The organism is Candidatus Eremiobacterota bacterium, assembly GCA_031082125.1.
Lineage (GTDB): Bacteria > Vulcanimicrobiota > CADAWZ01 > CADAWZ01 > Ess09-12 > Ess09-12.
In genome coordinates this window covers 24,474-44,147 of record JAVHLM010000021.1, presented here as the reverse complement: position 1 = coordinate 44,147, position 19,674 = coordinate 24,474, and the positions used below count along the sequence as shown (strand labels likewise).

The following is a 19,674-nucleotide window of genomic DNA, read 5'->3' as shown; positions in this document are numbered from 1 at the left end:
GAGGTGTTTTCCATGAGAAGGAGCAGAGGCTACATTCTCGTCCTCACCATTATAGTGATGGTGATACTTCTTGTCTTCGGCATCGCCTACGCCAACTACTACCGCCAGGAAAAGGGGATGGCGCAGATGAGGGAGCAGCAGGTGGTGGCTGACGCCGCCGCCGACGGGGGGATCCAGGATGCCCTGCTGCAGCTCAAGAGCAGCCCCGCCTGGAACGCCGGTTTTCCATATGACCCGAATAATCCCCGGCTCCCCCATGCCCCCGCGACATACCAAATGACCTTCACCGCAGGCACCCAGCCCTATTCCACCAACAACGGCGCCGGCAGCGCCGCCGTGACGGGCTACAAGGGCCGCCAGGTGCCGGCAGGGTCGGTCCACCTCGTGTCGGTAGGCCGCTTCAGGAGCGCCACCTGCCTGGAAGAGGTGCTGGTGTCGGTAAAAGGGGGAGCCCTTTTCCAGTTCGCCGCGCTCACCGATACAGAAATCACCCTGGGCGGCAACAAGATCCTCGTGGACAGCTATGACTCGGCGGCAGGGCCTTACGCGCCGGGCAACCCCAATAACAACCAGGGCAACCTGGCCACCAACGCCGATATTATCACGCTGAACGGAGGGCCCACCGTCCTGGGCACGCAGGCCACCAGCCTCAACAAGCCCCTCGCGGAGCCGCCCGCTCCCCCCGAGGGCACGAACCTGGGGGAAGCTCCCTCCTCAGGGACCCTTAATCCCGGAATTTATACCGAGCTTGAGCTGAAAGGCCCCCTGCAGCTTGCGGGGGGGACCTACGTGTTCACCGGCGACGTGCAGCTCTCAGGCAGCGCCAACCTGCTCGCGCCCACCAACGGCGACAAGGTCACCATCTATATCCTCGGGGATACGAAGATATCGGGCAACAGCACGATAAACGGGACCACGGCGGCAAACCCGAACCCGAAGCCGGGAAATTTTCTGATCTACGGAGGGTCATCTGAGCAGGAATTTGAGATAAACGGCGTGGGAAGCAAAAGCAACGGCCTTTATTTCGCCCTTTACGCCCCCCATTCCGACGTGAAGATCGGGGGCAACAGCAGCGTGGCCCTCCATGGTGCCATTGCATCCAACACGCTCACCATCGGGGGGAGCAACGGCCTCCATTACGATCTGCAGCTCAACAGCCCCGACGGGCCCCAGGCTTCGGGCCTCAATATCCTGTCGCGCTGGTAAGAGGTGAAAATGGCAAAGAAAAAAATCTACGTGGCAGAAGACAATCCTCTCCAGGTCGTGCTGCTGAAGGCGGCCCTGAAGTCCGGTGAGGACCAGGAGATTCTCTTTTTCGGCGACGGCCTCGAGATTTACCAGAAGGTCCAGCAGGAAAAACCGGACCTCCTGATCCTGGACATTATTCTCCCTTCCCTCTCGGGCCTCGCAGTGTCGAGGCTCGTGAAATTCAACGATCTTTACCGGGATATCCCGGTGCTGGTCACCTCTTCCATCACCGACGCGAATATCAGGGAGAAGGCCCTCGCCGCAGGGGCCGACATGTTCCTTCCCAAGCCCTTTCAAATCACGGAGTTTGCTGAGACGGTGAAGATGCTTCTCTGCAGCGGCGAGTGTCTAGCAGCCCCGCCAGAGCCTTCCTGAGAATCTGCTTGGTGACGGGGAGAGGGACTATGAGGTCAAAGCGGCCCTCCCATTCCTTGAGCCTCAGGGCCGAGAGCAGTATAATAGGAATGTCGCCAAGCATCGGTCTGCTCTTCACCTGGTAGGCAAAGTCCTCCTCCCGCATATCCGAGAGGGGCCTGTGGAGCAGGATGACGTCGCACAGGCGCTTTTCCAGGCGTGCAAGAGCCTCTGCGCCCCGCGTGAAGACCTCCACCTCGTGGCCCTCTTTCTGCAGCAAGAGCCTGACAAGGCGGATGCTCCCCGACTCTGAGCCCACCAGCATGAGGCTCCCCTGGCGGGACGGCACCTCGGGGGGAGGCGAGCCCTTCTTCAGGCTGAAGAGGAACCGGGTCCCCATGCCCGTATCGCTTTCAAGGGTAATCACTGAACCGTGGCCCTCCAGGATGTTTTTCACGATAAAGAGGCCGAGGCCGCTCCCGCGGCGCTCGCCCTTCGCCTGCCCGTACTTCTGGAAGATCCTGTCATGGAACTCCCGGGCGATGCCTTTCCCCGTGTCGGCCACCGCCACGCCTACGTTATCCCCTCTATCGGTCACGTCAATGCTGATCCTCCCCCCTTCAGAGGTGTAACGGAGGGCATTGCTTATCAGGTTGTGGAAGACCTGCAGAATTTTTCCATAATCGGCATAGACCCATGTTGAGGGAGGGCACTGAAAATCAAAGGCAATACCCCCCTTTGAGGTAAGGGGCATGAAGACCTTGCCCAGCTCGTCAAGCACTTCGTTCAGCAGGAAGGTGTCAAAGGCATAGAGCATCTGCCCCGCCTCTATGCGGGCGCTGTCCAGGATATTGCTTATCATGGCGAGGACCATGGTGCTCGAGTGCTGGATCATTCTGACGAATTCCATTTTCGCCTCGGGGATCTCGCCGAGGCGCGGGTCGGCCAGCAGATCGGTAAAGCCTATGATGGCGCTCATGGGGCTCTTGAGGTCATGGGTCATGGCGGCAAGAAACTCCTCGCGCAGGCGCGCCAGGTCCCACTGCTTTGTCCTGTCGCGGAAGATCTCCACCATCCCCAGCAGGTTTCCCCCCTCATCCCTCACCGTTGTGCAGTTCACCTCGACGGGCACGCGCTTCCCATCCTTTCTCCTGAGCCACACCTCCTCGACAAAGACGCTGGTATCGCCTTCCATGACCTTCACAAGGGGGCAGCCCTCGGTGCAGAGCTCTTTGCCGCACTTGCTGGTGTGGTTCAGGATCTCGCTGCAGGGACGCCCGAGGACCTCATCCTCGTGGTATCCCGAGAGCTCCTCGGCGGCGCGGTTCCACCTGAGGATGCGGCGCTCTCCGTCGGTATAATAGACGCCGTCTCCCATGGAGGAAAAGACGGCATCAAGGAGGCTTTTCTCCTCATTGTCCATTGCGCTCTGGTCCATCGCGCCCTCCTTCTCCACAGGCCATGGGGAGGCTGAAAAAGAATTTCGTGCCCCTGCCCTCATCGCTTTCAAGGGTTATCTCCGCGCCATGGCTCTCCAGGAAGGACTTCACGATAAAAAGTCCCAGTCCTGTGCTGCGCCTGTCCCCTTTTACCTGCGAGTACTTGTTGAATATCCCTTTCTGTTCTCGCCGGGGGATGCCTTTTCCTGTGTCGCCTACCTCAACGTCGGCCCTCCCGTTATCCGCCGAGACCTTCACGGAGATCTGCCCGCCCCGCGGGGTATAGCGCAGGGCGTTGGAGAGAAGGTTATGAAAGACCTGGCGCAGCTTCACCCTGTCGCCGTCCACGACGACGTCGCCGGGGCAGAGGAACTCCAGGGAAAGGCCTGACTGCTCGGCAAGAGGCTCGTAGTTTTTCTCCATCTCGTCAATGAGGGCTTTCAGGGGGAATGGCTCGCGGTGAAGCTCCACGGCGAATCCGCCTTCAATCCTTGAGACATTGGCCATGTTCTGTATCATGCCCATCATCTCCTCGCTCGAGAAGAGGACTGAACGGGCAAAGGAGATCTTCTCGGCGGAGATCCCGCCGGCCTTGGGGCTGATGATGAGCTGCGTGTAAGCCATTATTGACGAGAGGGGGCCCTTGAGGTCATGGGTCAGGATGGCCACAAAGTCCTCGCGGGCGCGCCTCAGGGCCTCCTCGGCCCTGTTGAGCCTCGTGATGATGACCTGCACAAAGGTGGCAAACATCAAAAGAAGGGTGACCACCAGGGTTCTCAGCCACAGCTCTTCCGTGGAGGACGGGCAGAGCTCCCGGGCAAAGCTGTCCTCGTACAGGATAAAGGCCTTCATCGCTGACTGGAGAAGCCAGTAAAGGGCCGCGAACACAATGCCGAGAAGGATTATGTGTTTATGGAGCCAGCCTTTTTTATCAAGTTTTTTCATGGCCTTCGAGGGGCCTCCTCCCATGAGGATTATTCCCGGCCAGGCCGGAGTTCAGCGGCCTGAAAAAAAATTATACTCCCCGGGGCGTAAAAGAAGAAGCCGCAGAAGGGGGGGGTGGGGGGTCCAACCTTCTACGACTTATACCTTAGGAGTGAACACGCTTGTTTACTGTTACCTGATTGCTGCTTTTACTGCTGCGTCTGCTACCTCTCCTGGTTCGTTTATGCTGCGTCTGCTGCTACGTCTGGGCACTTCTGCTGGTTCTGGTCTGCTTGGTCTGCTGCTACTTTCTGCCCACTCCGCTGGAACCTTTTCTACTATGATTATAGCTCTTCTCCCCCATGGATACAATCGGCTTTAAGGGCTAATTTTTTCAGGGGACTCCAGGGCGTTATCAGGAAGGACTACTACTGAAGAACTACTCCCTCCCCGGGAGAGGACCTTCCTTCCCCGGTGCGAAATATACATAGGGAGGCCCGCAGCGGGGCCGAACTCTTATACTCCAGAGCATAATGGCAGGAAAATGATGGACGGCCTTCTGAGCGAGGGGACCTTGGTCAACAACAGGTATAGAATCATACGCCTCCTCGGGCGGGGAGGGATGGGCGCCGTGTACCTCTGCGAGGATAATGAGCTTGCGGGAAAGGTATGGGCCCTCAAGGAGATGAGCCTCCGCTTCGCCCCGGGCTTTCTCAGGGAGCAGATCATAGAGCAGTTCAAGACGGAAGTGAAGATCCTGGCCACCCTCAACCACCCCAACCTCCCCCATATCTCCCACTTTTTCCAGGAAAACGACAAATACTTCATGGTCATGGAGCATGTGGAGGGGAAAAACCTCGCCGAAAAGATTGAGGAAGCCGGCACTCCTCTCAGGGAAGCGGAAGTGACCTCATGGGCGGCACAGATCTGCGACGTGCTGCAGTACCTCCACAGCCAGTCACCGCACCCCATCATTTACCGCGACCTGAAGCCGTCAAACATCATGGTCCGGGAGAACGGCCAGATCAAGCTCATCGACTTCGGCATCGCCCGGTTCTTTGATCCCTGCAAGTCCACCGACACTTTCAAGATGGGCTCCGTGGGCTTCTCGCCGCCCGAGCAGTACAGGGGCAAGGGCACCACAGACGCCCGCTCCGACATCTACTCCCTGGGCGCCACCCTCCATTTCCTCTGCACCAACCGCGATCCCCAGGAGGAGGCGCCCTTCTCCTTCCCGGCGCCGAGAACCCTCAACTCATCGCTTTCGCCCAGGATCGACCGCATCATCATGCGGGCCCTTGAATACAAGAAGGAGCGCCGCTTTGAATCGGCGGCCGAGATGAAGGAGGCCCTCCAGCAGGATGAAGGGATCCTCTGGAACAACGCCCTCACCAGGAAATTTCTGACCTCCCCCCTCACCGCGCGCTTCCTCGAGAATCCTGCGGCCCAGAGGGAGAAAGTAGCCGTCCTCTTTATCCTTCTTTTCATCCTGGGAATCGCCCTCGCGGTGGACTCGGTGAAGCTTTACTCCCACTACAGGGAGAGCCAGGAGCACAGGCGCGCGAGGGGCCACTACCTGAGAGGCCAGCACTTCCAGGAGCATTCCAGATACCGTGAGGCCCTCAATGAATATGAGCTGGCGCTCCAGGACTACAAGGACGACATCATGGCCCAGTACGCCGTGGGCCTGATGCACTCAAAGCTCTCCGAGCCTGAAAAGGCCGAGGCGGCCTTTCACAAGACCCTCAAGCTCGACAGCAAATGCGCCCCTGCCCTCAGGGAGCTTGGCTACCTCTCGCTCAAGAGGAACGATCCCGGAAAAAGCCGGGAATTCCTTGAGAAAGCCCTCTCGTATGAACCTACCGACGGAATCACCTATTATTATCTCGCCCTTGGGTATGAGAAGGAAAAGAACCTGGCCGAGGCCCTCCGCTGCTACGAGGAATACCTGCGCTGCACTCCCGGCGCCCCCGATGAGAAAGAGCTCAGGGAGCACATGAAGTCGCTCAGGTGACCTCATCCCCGTTAATGCCACTGCAGGTAGAACTTTATGAGGGTAGGAAGGGTGATGTTGGAGCTGTGGAGGTGCTCAAGGAACCACAGGCATGCGCCAATGTCAAAGACAAGAACTATGGCGAGATAGATGAGCCTGCGGGAGCCATGCTTTTCATTCCTTGCCGCCGCATAATAGACCAGAGGCGAGAGGGCCACCATGATCACGATGGCTACCCCTGTCCAGAAGGTCACCTCAAGATAGTTCTTGGTGATCATGGGAGGGCCTTTCAGCGCCGGCGCGCCGTCATTGCTTCATGTGCCTGATGGTGAGCTTCTGGTTATAAATCTTTATCTTCACCACTTTTTCTTTCCACACCGAAAAGGAGATGCCCTGGGCAGGGTAGCTGATGAGATACTCCACGTCGGCATTCTTTATCTCCTCATACTCGTAGTTTCTCCCGTATGCCCTTATGACGGTCGTAATGCCCCTGCCGACGGCTATTCCCTCGGAAGTGGCATAGGCCGGGTTCATCACCAGGATTATCATGACAGAGTCTTTCTGGACTCCCAGGTCCAGTAGATACTGCACGAAGGAATAGATCTGGAAGTCCTCCCTGGGTACTATCTCGGCTTTCCCTATCCTGGACTCCACCCTGTCGATCTGCTCACCGAGCGCGATGGCCCCCACGCGCTTTCCCGGCACAATGAGGGTGTCGCCTCCCTTGACAGTGGTGACGAAAGGAGGCGGGGATTTCAGGGGACTGCCTGAAAGGGAGGATTTCCGGGTCGGTGCGGGCACCGATGGCACCGCATCAGAGGAGGATGGCGGCACCGGGGTGAGCCCGGCATCGGGAGCGGGCGCGGTGCAGCAGGCCTGAGAAGCTACAAGCACCAGGGCACACAGGAGGAGGACTCCTTTCTTCACTGGCTTCCCTCTCTTTCCAGGACAAGGCAACCGTCCTTATAGTCTGCATTCACCAGGGTCCCCTGGGGGACCTGCTCTTCCAGCACCTTCTTGGAGAGAGGCACGATGAGCTCATTTTCTATGGTGCGCTTCAGGTTCCTGACGCCGAACCTGGCGCTGTAGCCGGCATCACAGAGGTGCTCCAGCAGGCTTTCCTTCACCTCGAGAGTGATGCCGAGCCTTTTCGACTTTTCCTTCCACTCGCCGATTATAAGGGCGGCGATGGCGCGGATGTCGTCACGGGAGATGGCCCTGAAAAGCACGATCTCATGAAGCCTGTTGATGAACTCTGGGCTGAAGCGCTCCTTCAGGATCTCCATGAGCTTCTCCTTCCTGTCGGGGCTTTCGGCCTCCTTCTGCCTGAAGCCCAGTGAGCGCCCCTCGTCCCACAGCTCAGACCCCAGGTTGCTGGTCATGATGATAAGTACATTCCTGAAATCTGCAGTGTTCCCCCTGGCGTCGGTGAGCCTCCCTGCATCGAACACCTGGAGAAAGATGTCAAAGATCCTGGGGTGAGCCTTCTCCATCTCGTCAAGGAGCACCACCGAATAAGGATCCCGCTTTATCTTGCCGGTGAGCTGCCCCTCTTCATCAAAGCCGATGTAGCCCGGCGGTGCCCCTACCAGGCGCGAGACCTCATGGGCCTGGCTGTATTCGGACATATCAAAGCGGTAGAAGTGATCATCAGTTCCGAAGAGATACGAGGCAATGACGCGGGCAAGCTCCGTTTTTCCCACACCTGTCGGGCCTGCGAAGAAGAGGACTCCCAGGGGCCTGTCCCCCTCATGGAGCCCCGTCATGAAGAGCTTGATCCTGTCGCAGACCACCGCAACAGCATCATCCTGGCCTATGATCCTCTTGCGGATCTCCTCTTCCATGGTTCTGAACTTTTCGGCCTTCCGGCTCACCTTCTCGAAAGGGAGGCCCGAGCGCTTGGAGATGGCATGGAAAAGGTCCTCCTCCGCGAGCTCGGCTGCGCCCCTGGAGGCCTTCTTGAGGCCTGCAATGGCGCAGGCCTCGTCGAGTATGTCAAGGACCTTCCCGGGGAGAAAACCATCCTTGATATATTCGACGGCCATCTCCACCACCACGGGGTAAAGGGCTTCGGCAACGGCAACCTGGTGATGCCTGGCGAAGTGAGCCCCGGCGCTTGCGAGGGCTTTTTCCGCATCAGCGGGCGACAGCTCCTTCAGATCAAATCTCTGGCAGTGCTTTGAGAATACGGCGTCGGCGGCTATCCTTTTCTCATAGGTCCTGGGCCCCGTCGTGATAAGGACCCTCACCTTCCGCTCCTCCATCATCTCCTTAAGGTAGTTGAGAGAGTTCACCACTGCCCAGGGGATCCTCTCCTCGTCCAGGATCTCCAGGATGCCGTCGAGGACCAGAATGGCGCCGGGATAGGTGGAGTGCTGCACGAAGTCCTTGAACTTCCCCTCGGCCTCCTTGGAGGCGCTGAGGGCCTGGAGGAACCGGCCCCTTGAGACCTCGAGAATTTTGGTGCTCCTGAGGAAATCGGGGGCATCAGCACTGGTGACAAAGAGTGCCAGGCCCTCCGCTACCGCCGTCTTCCCGATGCCGCTCTCCCCCACAAGGACGGGGTTGTTGCTCGTGGCCCTTCTCAGGCAGAGGCAGAGTGCCTCAATATCCTTGTCCCTGCCAAAGACCGGGCCGATTTTCCTTGCCACAGCAAGCCCCGAGAGGTCGCGGCCGAAGGGGCCCACGGCCTCTGGGTACGGATCGCCTCTCATGGGAGGCGGCGGCGCCATTTTAAGCGGCATCTCCACATTCTGGGGAGGAGCTATCGGCATCCCTGCCGGGGTCAGAAACTGGCGGGGGATGGGTGCTCCCAGGTAGGGCATCTTGTCAGGCACAAGCCACTGGGCTTTCTGCTTGAGGCTTTTCCGGGACTGCGCCTCTATAAAACCGAGGAGATCACTGCTGTTGGGGAAAAAAGTGTCAAGGACCCTCACCGCAGTACCGGTACCGCCCTGAAGAATGGCCTGGAGGATGAGCCTCTCCGTGACGCGGGACTCCATGAGCTGAAGGGCAAGCTGATGGGCTGCCGCCAGCACTTTCCGCATTCTTGGCGTTCTCGGGCCCTGCTCCTTAGAGAGGCCTTCATAATCGCGCATGGCCGTGTCAAGGTGCTTCAGCAGCTCTTCCACATTGACACTGTGCTCCTGCAGAATGGCGGCAAGATCGCCCTTTTCCTCGATAATGCCCCACAGGAGGTGCTCGGTGCCCACATAACCGTTCTGCACCTCCCGGGACTTCTCCTGGGCGCGCTCCAGGGCCCTGGTCATGAACTCATCAAAAGGGACGCTCATCGGTTCTCTTCACCCTCCATAATCTTCCCTTTCCGCCAGTCTTTTCCTTTCTTGCGGGACCGCTGCCGGTCTTTACAAAAACAGATAAGGAAGCGAATCTGCCGCGCTCCTCTGTAAAAAGAGAGACCTGAGAGCCTCATTTTTTCAGAGAGGGCCTGATACCCGATGATATGAGCGCCGCGGCCTTCTCCATGCCATCTTCATTGTAGTGGTTTGAGTCCATGAAACAGCTGCTTTTATCCTTGAAATAGAGAAAAAGATCGAGCACGGGCACATGATCCTGCTTTCCGATCCTTAGCGTCGCTTCATTATAAGGAAATTTCCGGTCCTGCTCATTCTCCTGCAGCCTGAAAGGCCGTGTGAGAAGGATTGGCGTAATGCCGCTTTTCCGGGCGAGCCTTATCATTTCCCTGATGTTTTTCTCATAATCTTCAAGACTCACCCGCGGTACAGGCTTTGCCCTCTTCACCAGCAGCTTGTCCATCAATGAAAGCACGAGCTGCCCCGTCTTATAATTGATAAGCAGCTCGTCAATATGCAGTTTCCTGACATCTCTCCTGCAGAACTCCTCATCAGTGATGCCCAGCTCGGTGGCATCATTGGCTCCAAAAGAGATCAGCGCAATGTCCGGCTTGAATCGCAGGGACTCCCTGAACCGTTTCAATCCCTGGTAAGAGCTGTAGCCATGGGCGGCAGCATTGGTGACGACATACTTCTTTTCGCTCAGACCTTCATTGAGAAGCCTCTCCAGGAACAGGGGGTAATTGGGGGCATCAGCAGGCCAGAGCCAGCCGATCGTATTGGAGTCGCCAAAGGCAAATATCCTTAAAGTGCCGCTTTTCTTTTCTTCCGGGAGCTCTTCCCCCCTGTAGCCCTGTGAGTTGAATGGACCTATGCTCCTGCGGGGGCGCCAGATGAGCCCGGGATCGTACACATAAAAGACTTCCTTGAATGCAAGCTGGTGCCGCTTGTCTGTTCTGTTGAGCACCTGGATCCTGATGGGAGAATAGTGGTAATTGAGGAGGCTGAGAATGGCTTCTGCAAGAAGAAGCATCACAAGAAAAGCCAGAACCGTAAAGGATACTTTCAGAAAGATCTTTGAGGTTCCCCTGCGGGTGCTCTCTTCTGCTCTCATTTCCCGCTCTCGTTTCCATGGGCTTTCGAGCCTGAGTGCTTCTTTCCTTCATGAGAGCGGAATACTTCAATGACCTGAGCGCAGCCCAGGCCGGCTGCCAGCTCTTCTGGAGTTTTCCCCTTTGCGGACTTGATTCCGGGGTCTGCCCCCCCTGAGAGAAGAATATCGGTTATCCCCGCATAGCCCCTGCCGGCGGCAAAATGCAGCGGTGTCAGGCCGTCCGCGCCCTGCACGTTTATCTCTGCATGCTGACTTATCAGGAGCTCCGCTGCTTCTTTGTGATTGTAAGCTGCCGCGTGGTGAAGAGGCGTGTATCCATCTTCATCTCTCGCATTGATCAGCCCTGGATTTTTTTTGAGGAGAGCCCTCACTTTCCCGACATCAGCGTTTTCGCCGGCAGCATCGCAGAGGGCGCTCACTCCGGCTTTCCGGCCTCCGTCACCGCAGCCTGAAGAGGCAGCAGGCAGGCAGGCAATAACACAGGCCGCCAGCACTACCATAAAGAATCTCTGCACTCCCCTCTTCACTGCCTTCATACGGAAATCACCTCACCACGGGCTTCACTGAAGCGATTCTTCCGGAATCAGTGTAGCATACTCTGCCTGAGAGATCAAGGGAAAGGAGGAAAACCAGAGACCGCTGCCGGATTTTACCGGGCAAGGGAAAGAGGGAAAAGACGAGAATATTATAGACCAGGACATGAAGGGGAGGAACGGCCATGGATTTTCTCATCAAATTCAAGAGCTTTATCAAGGGAGAGGGAGCGATGGACCTCAGGCAGCTCATGAAGGAAAAGCGCTTCTTCCCGAGGATTCGCTGCGCCGTGGAAACAAAGTGCACTGATCACCTGGGAGAGGAATTCTCCGCCATTGCCGTCGAGGCAAGCATCTACGGAATGAGAATTTATACGGACAGGAAAATGAGACCGGAGCAGAAGATTTTCGTCGAAGCCGTACCGGGGAAGGGTATTTTTTCCGGAGCCGTCACCGCCGGGAGCGGCCTGCGCATGAAGGTGATATGGTGCAAGAAAAAGCCCACGACCCATGATTACCTGGCTGGCCTCCACTACGAGGATTCAAAGAAGAACCTCCAGGCCTCCTGGGTGGCTGATCTCCTCTCGCTCTACGGCATCTCGGTGGGCCTCTCTCCCCAGAAGCGGAGAAAGATCCGCATCCCTGCCGACCTGCCCCTCGGTATCTCCATTGCCCTCAGGACCTTTACCGGGACCATCATTGACATGGGCGCTGGGGGAATGCTCATCTCCTCTGACATGAACATCCATATGAAAGAGACTCTCACCTTCCGCATCGGCCCTCTCGGCAACCTTGAGCAGTTTACCGCCGAGGGGCGGATCATTCACGAGCGCTACGTGCAGTCCACAAGAAAATGGATCTACGGCGTGCTCTTCCTTGAAATGAATGAAAAGCAGCAGCACATTCTCGGGAATTACCTCACGGCGCTCTGCACCGAGCAGAGAGAGTAGCGGCAGGGCTCCTACAGCACCAATTCAAGCTCGAGCTCATCGCGCAGGGGTATGCCGTCGCGGCCCATCGTGGGAATGATGGGCTTTATCTTTCTCGCGAGGTCCATCGTATTCCTGTGGAGGGCGCAGAGCACGAATCCTCTCTTCTGGTAGAACCTGAGGGTGTTAAGGTTGTCGTTGGTGGTGACATGCCAGTAGCGCTTGCAGCCCATGGTTTTTCCGTATTCCTTCACGGCATCCAGGAGCTTGGAGCCGATCCCCAGGCGGGGCTTGAGGCTGTCTATGGTGATGACCTCTACGGACTCATGATCGACGTGGTAGGTGAGAAGCCCGGTCTTTTCACCGTTCAGCTGGGCGATGAAAGCGGGAAGCTCTGCAGGCCTGTAGGCAAATCCGTGGCAGACGACACGCTCCTCGCCCCATCTCGCCTTGATAACCCCCCGCATCCAGGTCCTGTCTGATTCTTCCGCAGGGCGGACTTCTATATGCTTTATAGGGTGTGCTTCTTTTTTCTTCATGGTAACCTCCTCGCCATAAGTGCCTGGGGTGCCGGGACTCCGTGCAGCGCCTTTTCGATATGTAGTGCTCCGGGCGGCAGGCACTCCTGAGCAACCTGCCGGGAAGGGGTCCTTTTACCATGAATTAGAGTACCGCTCCTCTTTTCCTTCTCCCGGGGAGAGATTTCTCACCGGAGCCGGCCGATCCTCCCTACCGCGGGAGGGAGCCGCAGGTTCCATCAGCCGGGAAGGAGTTGCAGGTTGCCGGTGAGAAAGGAGTCGATGTGGAGATACACAGCGGCACAATCATAGAGCTCGATGAATACAGTTTTTCTGTAAAGAACCTGGTCTTCCAGGGTGATCAAGGCGAGATGGACGAGGTGCTCCTCTATTATGCCGACTACCCCCCCGTGAGGGACGAGGTGAGGAAGCTTGTGAGAAGCGTCCTGTGCGGCTTCAGAGAGATCCTTTTCCCTTCAATGGATGACACCGCGGCACCCGGACGGCTCATCGCGGACCTGGCCTATGTGACACTCCAGGGAGACGTGATAACCGCCGTTGCCTCATCGCAGAAGTTTGTAAGGGAGCGCATGGAGAAGGAGCCCCTGGCATCCCGCGCTGCCCGTCTTAAAGATCTTCTTGCCGCCATCGGCGGGCCGCAGGGAAAGAACCGTCCCTCAAGGGAGAGCCCCGGAATACCACCTGCTCCTTCCCTCTCTCAAGGAAGCTCTACACCTGACCTGGCGGCTCTTCTCACATGCGCCCGCTGCGGCCGGTGCTGCCGGCAGTTTGAGGTGGTGGTCTCTCTCGAGGACATGGATCGCATCGCCACGAATCTGAATATCATTGAAGCTGAATTGAAAGCTGCTTACCTGAAGCCCGATTGTTTCACGTGGAACGAGGATGCCATGGTGCTGAAGAAGAGCAATCAGTCCCTCTGGCGCCGTGAAAAGCCACCCTGCATATTCCTGAAAAAGGGGAAAGGCAGGGAGCACCTCTGCAGCATTCATGAAGCACGGCCCGCGGCTTGCCGCCGCTATGTGCCGGGAACGGCGCAGTGCCTGAGGAACAGGGGAAGCTGCTGACCTGGGCGCAGTACACCGCCTGAAGTTTCAGAGAAAACCGACAGAAATGACAGGCATTTTTCCATTCACAGGGACTTTTCAGCAGCGCCCTGATCCTCCACGAGCTTCTCCAGCCACTCAACGTACTTATCGTCACCGGCTTTTCTTATCAGCCGCTGGAGAGGCACTCTCTTTACAAAATAGCGAAATACTGCATTATACTTCCTGTAGTCGATTCTCTCTCTGCCCCTCATGATTTCCAGAATCTCTCCGCGGCTGAGCTCCGGTATGGTGTCCTTGAGCTGGTCTGCTCCGAACATGGCAAATCCCTCAAAGACCCAGAAGGGTCCCATGGCATTCTCATCGGCAACAATCCTCACATGAAGGCGGTGCACAATCTCGTGGGCCATGACCTTCTGATAGAAGGCATCTTCCACAAACTTCGGGTTGGCTTCTCTGAATAACCGCGGTGAGACCACCACGAGCACTCTTCTTTCCAGTGCAGCGCAAAAACTTGCAGGAATCTCTGTTGAGGGTGCTTCCTTGCAGAGCTCAATGATTCTCCTGTTATAGGCATCTTTCAGGTCATAGATTTCGACCTTATCGAAAAAGCTGTCTTTTACAAGGTTCTCCCACCCATGAGCCCTTGCGAATTCTCTTACTCTCCTCTGCGCATTTACTACATCCTTCTCCAGTTCGGACCTTTGAGGCTCCAGTGATGGGGAAAGCACTACCCTTGTCTTAAAAACTCCGGTTTCGATCCTTTGAGGATCATCGTCGCAATACCCGGGGGGACCGCCTGCTGCATGGGTCGTGATTATTACTATGAAGCCGGTTACAAGGAAAATCATAATCCCATAGAGCCCGCAAAGGGAGACCCTGTGCTTCTTCTTCATAGTACACCTGCCTTTTCATCTGAATCCATCAAGGATGGTGGCCGGTGATGGATATTCCAACGCACTATTTAAGAATGTGCCCTGTTGATTATTACTATGCCTAAGTGGCCGTCTACCGTGACGTCATCGCCTGTCGAGATCGCTTCCGTGGCTCCAGGAACTCCGGTCACGCAGGGTATGCCGTATTCACGGGCTATGATGGCGCCGTGGATGAGCATTCCCCCGCGGCGCTCCACGATGGCCGCTGCCAGGGGGATGATGATGGTAAGCGAGGGGTCCAGGGCATCGCAGACAAGTACTTCGCCGCTCTGGAAGCTCGAGAGATCGGGCCGCCCGTGGATGACCCGGGCCCGGCCTCTTCCAAGGCCGGGGCCTGCAGGCTGGCCCACGAGCTGGCGCGCTATCATTACAGGCTTGGGCTCCTTTTCAGGAACTCCCGGTGAGGATTTTTCCGGAAGGGGAGCCCCCCTGAGGGCGGCGGCAATCTCGAGCGGCTCATAATCTCCCGCTGCTCCGAGACGCCTTCTCCCCTCTTGAAGGGCACGATCAAGCTCATAGCTTATTCTTTCAAGGTAAAGGTTGTCATCATCCCTCAGGCGGTAACTGGCCCTGGCAAGATCGAGGAGCTCAAGGGCAAAGGTCTTCTCATCGCCGTGAAGAGCTTCGAGAAACCTCTGTTCCAGTGCCTCTCTCCCGGCACCGTCAGGGTGGCGGGCTTTCTCTTTCAGGGGTGAGCTGGCAAGCCTTGTGATTAACTCCCAGACTTCCTGACGCCCCTCGCTGCACCAGGGAGTCTTGCAGAAGAGGAAGCTGAACCGCCCGAGGAAGGCCTCAAAGCGCTCACTTAATCCTTCTATCCTGTCGAGGCTTTCCAGGGCTGCCTCCCTTCCGCTCTCCCTCACGAGGCGGGCCATCTCCATAAGCTCCCTGTTGCGGTCCGTGCTGATAAGGGTCGTGTCTGTCAGGAGGGCCATGAACTCATGGGCATCGCCGGGCTTCACCCTGTCATTGTAAAACTGCCCGAAAAGCCTCATCCCATGAGCGAAAGGTATCAGCTCGTCCCAGTAGGTGGCGGTCCACTTCTCCAGCAGCGCCTGGCGCCTGTCAAGCTCATCGGCCAGCGTCCCGTCATCATGGGACAGGAGTATGACCCCGGCAAGAGCGTCAGCATCACCGGACATCGAGGGAAGGATATGCTCCTCAATGATCCAGCGGAGCCTCTTCAGGTTTTCAAAGCTTCTCTTCAGGGACAGGTACCAGGGCCTCTTGTCGTCGCCCTCCGCCTGCGGCGCTGCCGTGATGGGCCTTGACTGGAGGCAGACAAGAGAAGGGCCTTTGAGGGTCCACTCCACATCCTGCTCCTTCTGAAAAATCCGGGCATTGTTGCGGCAGAGGCTGAAGACGCGGCGGACCTCCCCCGGCGACAGCACGGGGCCCGGCGGCTCGGTGGTGCCCCCGGCCTCTGCGGTGCTGCCGGCCTGTTTCCCGGCGATGCCTTCCGCCTCAGCCAATTCCCCCCGGGCAGCCGGGATATAGGAGAGAACCTCTCCTTCCTTTTTACTGAGAATCCATCGATCCGGCTCGGTCCCGCCGTCCACAAGAGCCTCGTTGAGGCCCCTTACTGCCTCGATGACCGCCTGGGCGCCTTCGAGAGGGTTCTCGCTGAAAGCCACCCCTGATTTTTCACCCTCGACAAGCTCCTGGACCACGACGGCCATGGCGCTCCGCTCTATGTCGAGGCCGAACTCCCTCCGGTAGAGGAGGGCGGCATCGGACCAGAGGGAGGCCCAGACAAGGCGGATATGCTCAATCGCGGCAACAGCACCCTTCACGCCGATAAAGGATTCATGGAGCCCCGCAAAGGACCTGGCTTTCGAATCCTCCTCTGGCGCCGATGAGCGTATGGCCAGCAGAGCATCGCCGAAGGCCTCCCCGATTGTTTCGGAAAGCTCCCTCTCGAGCGCCGCCCCCAGCGGCTCCCTCGCAAAGTAGTTTCTTATGCGGAGTGAAGCATCCCAGATCTCCTCCCACCTCATCTCGTCAAAGCTCTTCCTGGCAAGCTCCATAAGGATGAGCTCCCTGAGGCCTGTAGCCTTGAGAAAACGCTCATAGGCTCTCACGGTGATGCAAAGGGTCCTCGGTACCACCACACCGGCCTCATCAAGGCGCGCAAGGGCCGATGCCTTGCCTCCCACCATTGAGGCTTTGGCCCCAAGGGCCTCCTTAAGGGTTATGATGGTTTTCATTGCGGCATCTCAATGATATGGACGTTCTGGAATTCCGTCACCACGCAGTAGCTGTGGACTGTCACCTCGATGACTGCGGTAGTGGGCGAGAGCACGAAGTCTCTCAGGTGGGGGAGACGGGAGATCATTGCCTCCTCCGCCACGGGGCGCTTGTCATAGGGGATTTCTGCTGCAGTCCCCATTATGGTCACGGCCATGGCGCGGTGAAAATCGGATTCCCTGTTGGCTCTGCTGTCAATGAGGAGCGAGACACGGGGGTCCTTGCTGATGTTCTCGTATTTCCTCGTTGCCCTGTTGGTGGAGAAGAAGATGTGCCTGAGATCACCAGAAGCGGTGAAACCCACAAGGTTTGTGAAAGGATGGCCCTCCTCGCTGGTGGAGAGCACCGCCAGCTTCTGCTTTGAAAAGAGGTCCCTCAGGCGATCTTCAATGCCGGCTTTTTTTGTCGCTTTTACCCCGGGCTTTTTCCCGGCTTTTTCCCCGGCCATTGCCCCGGACTTCGCTCCGGCCTTTGCCCCGGTCTTTTCTCCTGGTCCTTTTTCGGATTGTTCCATGGCATCCACCTCCAACTGGTATCACTTTATGATTCACTTTCCATGAGCCAGATCCTTTGCAAGGCCAGGATGCCCGGCCCACCATTTAAAATGCGTCCACGAGGGTCATCTCATCATCAGGGGCGGGGCGGCAAGGTGAACGCGGGATGCAAAACTTTTGGCCGCACTTTTTTGCATGGTGCCCCCTCCATTCTGCCGGTCATCTCACGGCACTTTCTTTCAAGGTACTGCATGTACTATAATGAACGCAGGAAAGTGTCACGGGAACACCGGAGAGGAGAAAACTTATGAATATCATGAGCACAACAAGGGTCACCCCCTTCCCCACCCTTATGAGATCCCTTCAGAATCTCTCCGCCAGCGAGAGCGGGCTTTCAGCGGCAGATTCGGTCTCCCTCACGGGAGCAGAGGACCGCGGCCAGGCGAAAGACGATATAGTGAGCATAATAAAGATGAAGGATGTCCCGCCGGCTGATGCTCCCGCGCAGGCTGCGCAGGCACAGGCAGCCCAGGACAGTCAGGCGGCACCAGCACAGGATACACCGCCCGCGCCCAAGACACAGATAACAAAAGCACCCATCTCCAAAGAGGAAAAGGACTGCACCATTGCCATAGAATATCCCCAGGTCTCGGGGGGACTCAGCGAAGAGTCGCAGAAGGCCATTAATAAAACACTTGAATCCTTCGTGAAGAAGCAGATCTCCGACTTCGAGGAAGCCGTGAAAGAGAACGGGCCCCGGGAGGGCTTTGGAAGCTCCATCGAGGGAGGCTTCAACACCAGCGCCAACAATGACCGCTTCATCAGCTTCACTGAAGGGTGCTCATCCTATCTGGCAGGCTGCGCCCATCCCAACCATGAGCTCATTACTTTCAACTTCGATGCGAAAACAGGGAGCTCCCTCACCTTTCATGATCTCTTCAGCCTTCCCGATGACGAGATTGACCGGTCCTTTCTCTTCAGGGACAATATGCAGGCCCGCCGTGAAAGGGAAAAACTCATCCTCAGGACAGTCTCCGATTACTGCATCAAGGATCTCATCAAGCAGAACGAAGACAGGCCTGACGATGCGAAGATAGATGAATCGCTCATCAGGGAAGTGGCCGCTCCGGAAGAGGGAAAATTCGATCTCTTCGCCCTCACCGACAAGGGCATTGTCATGGACTTCTACTACTGCCATGCCGCGGGCTACGGCGAGGTCACCATACCCTACGAAGCCCTTGCCGAAATCATTGATCCCGAGAGCGTCCTGGAGAACTACGCCAGGAAGGATGAGAAAAAGCCCATTGACGACGGGACGGCACCTGAAATTGTAGTGGATGACGACATGATCATCATAGACGATATCAAGCTGGACATCAGAAAGCGGTAATGGGGGAAATATGCCGGAACTGCGGCTGAACATTGCCACGAACGACTGGGTCATTATCGCCACCGAGCGGGCAAGGCGGCCCCACGAGTTTATCAAGGGGAATAAGGAGGAAAGGCACTGCCCCCCCTTCCTTGCCACCTGCCCTTTCTGCACGGGAGCAGAAGCCGAACAGACCTGCAAGGATATCGCCTCAATAAAGGATCACGAAGGGAACTGGCTTGTGAGATCGGTGCCCAACAAGTTTCCCGCCCTCTCCTTCACCGGTGAGCCCGAAACAATCGACAAGGGCGTCTATCACACCATGAACGGCGTGGGAGCCCATGAGGTCATCATTGAGTCACCGGTGCACAATCTCACGACGGCCCATTACCGCACCTCCCATCTGGAGAAAATCATTGAAATGTATAAGGCACGGTACCTTGATCTTTCAAGGGACCCGAGGCTTGCCCATATCATCATCTTCAAGAACCACGGGGAAGGGGCGGGAACGTCACTTGAGCACCCTCATTCCCAGATTGTGGCGACACCAATTGTGCCCACCCAGGTCATGGGGCGCCTCAGAAGCGCCCGCGAATACCACGGTAAAAACGGGGAGTGCGTGTTCTGCAGAATGGCAGCCGAGGAACTCAAGGCGAAGAAGAGGATCGTGGCGGAAAACGCCCATTTTGTGACCATTGAGCCCTATGCCTCATTCTCCCCCTTTCACACCTGGATACTTCCCAAAAAGCACCGCTCCTCTTTCGGGCAGATAGCAAAGGAAGAAATCAAGGGACTTGCGGCCATCCTGAAGGACATACTTGCCAGGTTCTATTACGGCGTCGGGGACCCTGATTACAACTATTGCATCCGCTCCTCGCCCCTGGCGGAGAAAGAGGATGAGTACTTTCACTGGTATATCGCCATCGTCCCAAGGATTTCAAGACCCGCGGGATTTGAAATGGGGTCGGGGATGTTCATCAACACCTCACTGCCCGAGGAATGCGCCAGGTTCCTGCGGGACGTCGCCCTTCCCTCTCATTGAAAGCCGCTTCCCCCACAGGAGAGCGCATTGCTGCAGGTCAGCCCTTGCTTTGAAAAGCAGCAGGCTGTCTCACTATTTCGGTGATTATTGCCTCAATTCTCCAATATCGCACTATACATTGAAACTTACCCTTCATTGAAGCACAATACCCTATATA

Annotated in this window: 18 protein-coding genes; 7 read left to right on the top strand and 11 right to left on the bottom strand. The window is 57.0% G+C overall.

The features are described from left to right. The first annotated feature begins 12 nt into the window (after positions 1–12). Both RDV48_20825 and RDV48_20820 read left to right on the top strand, forming a co-directional pair. Positions 13–1,206 (top strand): hypothetical protein, encoded by a 1,194-nt coding sequence (locus RDV48_20825; GenBank protein MDQ7825257.1) that lies wholly within the window; start codon positions 13–15, stop codon positions 1,204–1,206. A gap of 9 nt (positions 1,207–1,215) precedes the next feature. Further along, entirely contained in the window at positions 1,216–1,623 is a 408-nt protein-coding gene (locus RDV48_20820) for a response regulator (GenBank protein MDQ7825256.1), read from the top strand. Here the strand turns inward: RDV48_20820 and RDV48_20815 are convergent. Further along, positions 1,547–3,040, bottom strand: a complete 1,494-nt coding sequence (locus tag RDV48_20815; protein ID MDQ7825255.1) for an ATP-binding protein — start codon at positions 3,038–3,040, stop codon at positions 1,547–1,549. The genes RDV48_20820 and RDV48_20815 overlap by 77 nt on opposite strands. Next, positions 3,015–3,986 carry a HAMP domain-containing sensor histidine kinase gene (locus RDV48_20810; GenBank protein MDQ7825254.1) on the bottom strand — a complete coding sequence of 324 codons (972 nt, stop codon included), beginning with the start codon at positions 3,984–3,986 and terminating at the stop codon, positions 3,015–3,017. The genes RDV48_20815 and RDV48_20810 overlap by 26 nt, the downstream gene beginning before the upstream one ends. Before the next feature lie 523 nt (positions 3,987–4,509). On the opposite strand from RDV48_20810, the gene RDV48_20805 reads away from it, so the two are divergent. Beyond that, on the top strand, positions 4,510–5,979 hold the full coding sequence (locus RDV48_20805) for a protein kinase (GenBank protein ID MDQ7825253.1): 1,470 nt from the start codon (positions 4,510–4,512) through the stop codon (positions 5,977–5,979). Between the two features lie 11 nt (positions 5,980–5,990). Here RDV48_20805 and RDV48_20800 read toward each other — a convergent pair whose 3' ends face one another. From RDV48_20800 to RDV48_20780, 5 genes are all read right to left on the bottom strand, one after another. Continuing rightward, complete coding sequence (locus RDV48_20800) at positions 5,991–6,236, bottom strand: hypothetical protein (protein MDQ7825252.1); 246 nt, start codon at positions 6,234–6,236, stop codon at positions 5,991–5,993. Positions 6,237–6,264: 28 nt separating this feature from the next. After that, positions 6,265–6,885 (bottom strand): hypothetical protein, encoded by a 621-nt coding sequence (locus RDV48_20795; GenBank protein MDQ7825251.1) that lies wholly within the window; start codon positions 6,883–6,885, stop codon positions 6,265–6,267. Further along, positions 6,882–9,251 carry an ATP-dependent Clp protease ATP-binding subunit gene (locus RDV48_20790; protein ID MDQ7825250.1) on the bottom strand — a complete coding sequence of 790 codons (2,370 nt, stop codon included), beginning with the start codon at positions 9,249–9,251 and terminating at the stop codon, positions 6,882–6,884. Before RDV48_20790 ends, RDV48_20795 begins: the two co-directional genes overlap by 4 nt. Before the next feature lie 136 nt (positions 9,252–9,387). Continuing rightward, positions 9,388–10,386, bottom strand: coding sequence for an SGNH/GDSL hydrolase family protein (locus RDV48_20785; GenBank protein ID MDQ7825249.1), 999 nt, complete (start codon positions 10,384–10,386; stop codon positions 9,388–9,390). Continuing rightward, the gene (locus RDV48_20780; protein ID MDQ7825248.1) at positions 10,383–10,922 is read right to left on the bottom strand and encodes an ankyrin repeat domain-containing protein; all 540 of its coding nucleotides are present in this window, start codon (positions 10,920–10,922) and stop codon (positions 10,383–10,385) included. The genes RDV48_20785 and RDV48_20780 overlap by 4 nt, the downstream gene beginning before the upstream one ends. 182 nt (positions 10,923–11,104) lie before the next feature. On the opposite strand from RDV48_20780, the gene RDV48_20775 reads away from it, so the two are divergent. Next, the gene (locus RDV48_20775) at positions 11,105–11,869 is read left to right on the top strand and encodes a PilZ domain-containing protein (GenBank protein MDQ7825247.1); all 765 of its coding nucleotides are present in this window, start codon (positions 11,105–11,107) and stop codon (positions 11,867–11,869) included. Between the two features lie 11 nt (positions 11,870–11,880). Here the strand turns inward: RDV48_20775 and RDV48_20770 are convergent, their stop codons facing one another. After that, positions 11,881–12,387 carry a GNAT family N-acetyltransferase gene (locus RDV48_20770; protein ID MDQ7825246.1) on the bottom strand — a complete coding sequence of 169 codons (507 nt, stop codon included), beginning with the start codon at positions 12,385–12,387 and terminating at the stop codon, positions 11,881–11,883. 263 nt (positions 12,388–12,650) lie between these two features. Between RDV48_20770 and RDV48_20765 the strand changes: the two genes are divergently transcribed. Next, on the top strand, positions 12,651–13,451 hold the full coding sequence (locus RDV48_20765; protein MDQ7825245.1) for a YkgJ family cysteine cluster protein: 801 nt from the start codon (positions 12,651–12,653) through the stop codon (positions 13,449–13,451). Positions 13,452–13,516: 65 nt separating this feature from the next. Here the strand turns inward: RDV48_20765 and RDV48_20760 are convergent, their stop codons facing one another. From RDV48_20760 to RDV48_20750, 3 genes are all read right to left on the bottom strand, one after another. Continuing rightward, positions 13,517–14,326 carry a hypothetical protein gene (locus RDV48_20760; GenBank protein ID MDQ7825244.1) on the bottom strand — a complete coding sequence of 270 codons (810 nt, stop codon included), beginning with the start codon at positions 14,324–14,326 and terminating at the stop codon, positions 13,517–13,519. Positions 14,327–14,394: 68 nt separating this feature from the next. Continuing rightward, positions 14,395–16,572, bottom strand: a complete 2,178-nt coding sequence (locus RDV48_20755; protein ID MDQ7825243.1) for a PEP/pyruvate-binding domain-containing protein — start codon at positions 16,570–16,572, stop codon at positions 14,395–14,397. Then, the gene (locus tag RDV48_20750) at positions 16,569–17,126 is read right to left on the bottom strand and encodes a pyridoxamine 5'-phosphate oxidase family protein (protein MDQ7825242.1); all 558 of its coding nucleotides are present in this window, start codon (positions 17,124–17,126) and stop codon (positions 16,569–16,571) included. The genes RDV48_20755 and RDV48_20750 overlap by 4 nt, the downstream gene beginning before the upstream one ends. Positions 17,127–17,413: 287 nt before the next feature. Between RDV48_20750 and RDV48_20745 the strand changes: the two genes are divergently transcribed. Both RDV48_20745 and galT read left to right on the top strand, forming a co-directional pair. Next, positions 17,414–18,496, top strand: a complete 1,083-nt coding sequence (locus tag RDV48_20745; GenBank protein MDQ7825241.1) for a DUF3298 and DUF4163 domain-containing protein — start codon at positions 17,414–17,416, stop codon at positions 18,494–18,496. Positions 18,497–18,506: 10 nt separating this feature from the next. Further along, entirely contained in the window at positions 18,507–19,517 is a 1,011-nt protein-coding gene (gene galT / locus RDV48_20740) for a galactose-1-phosphate uridylyltransferase (GenBank protein MDQ7825240.1), read from the top strand. Positions 19,518–19,674 lie beyond the last annotated feature (157 nt).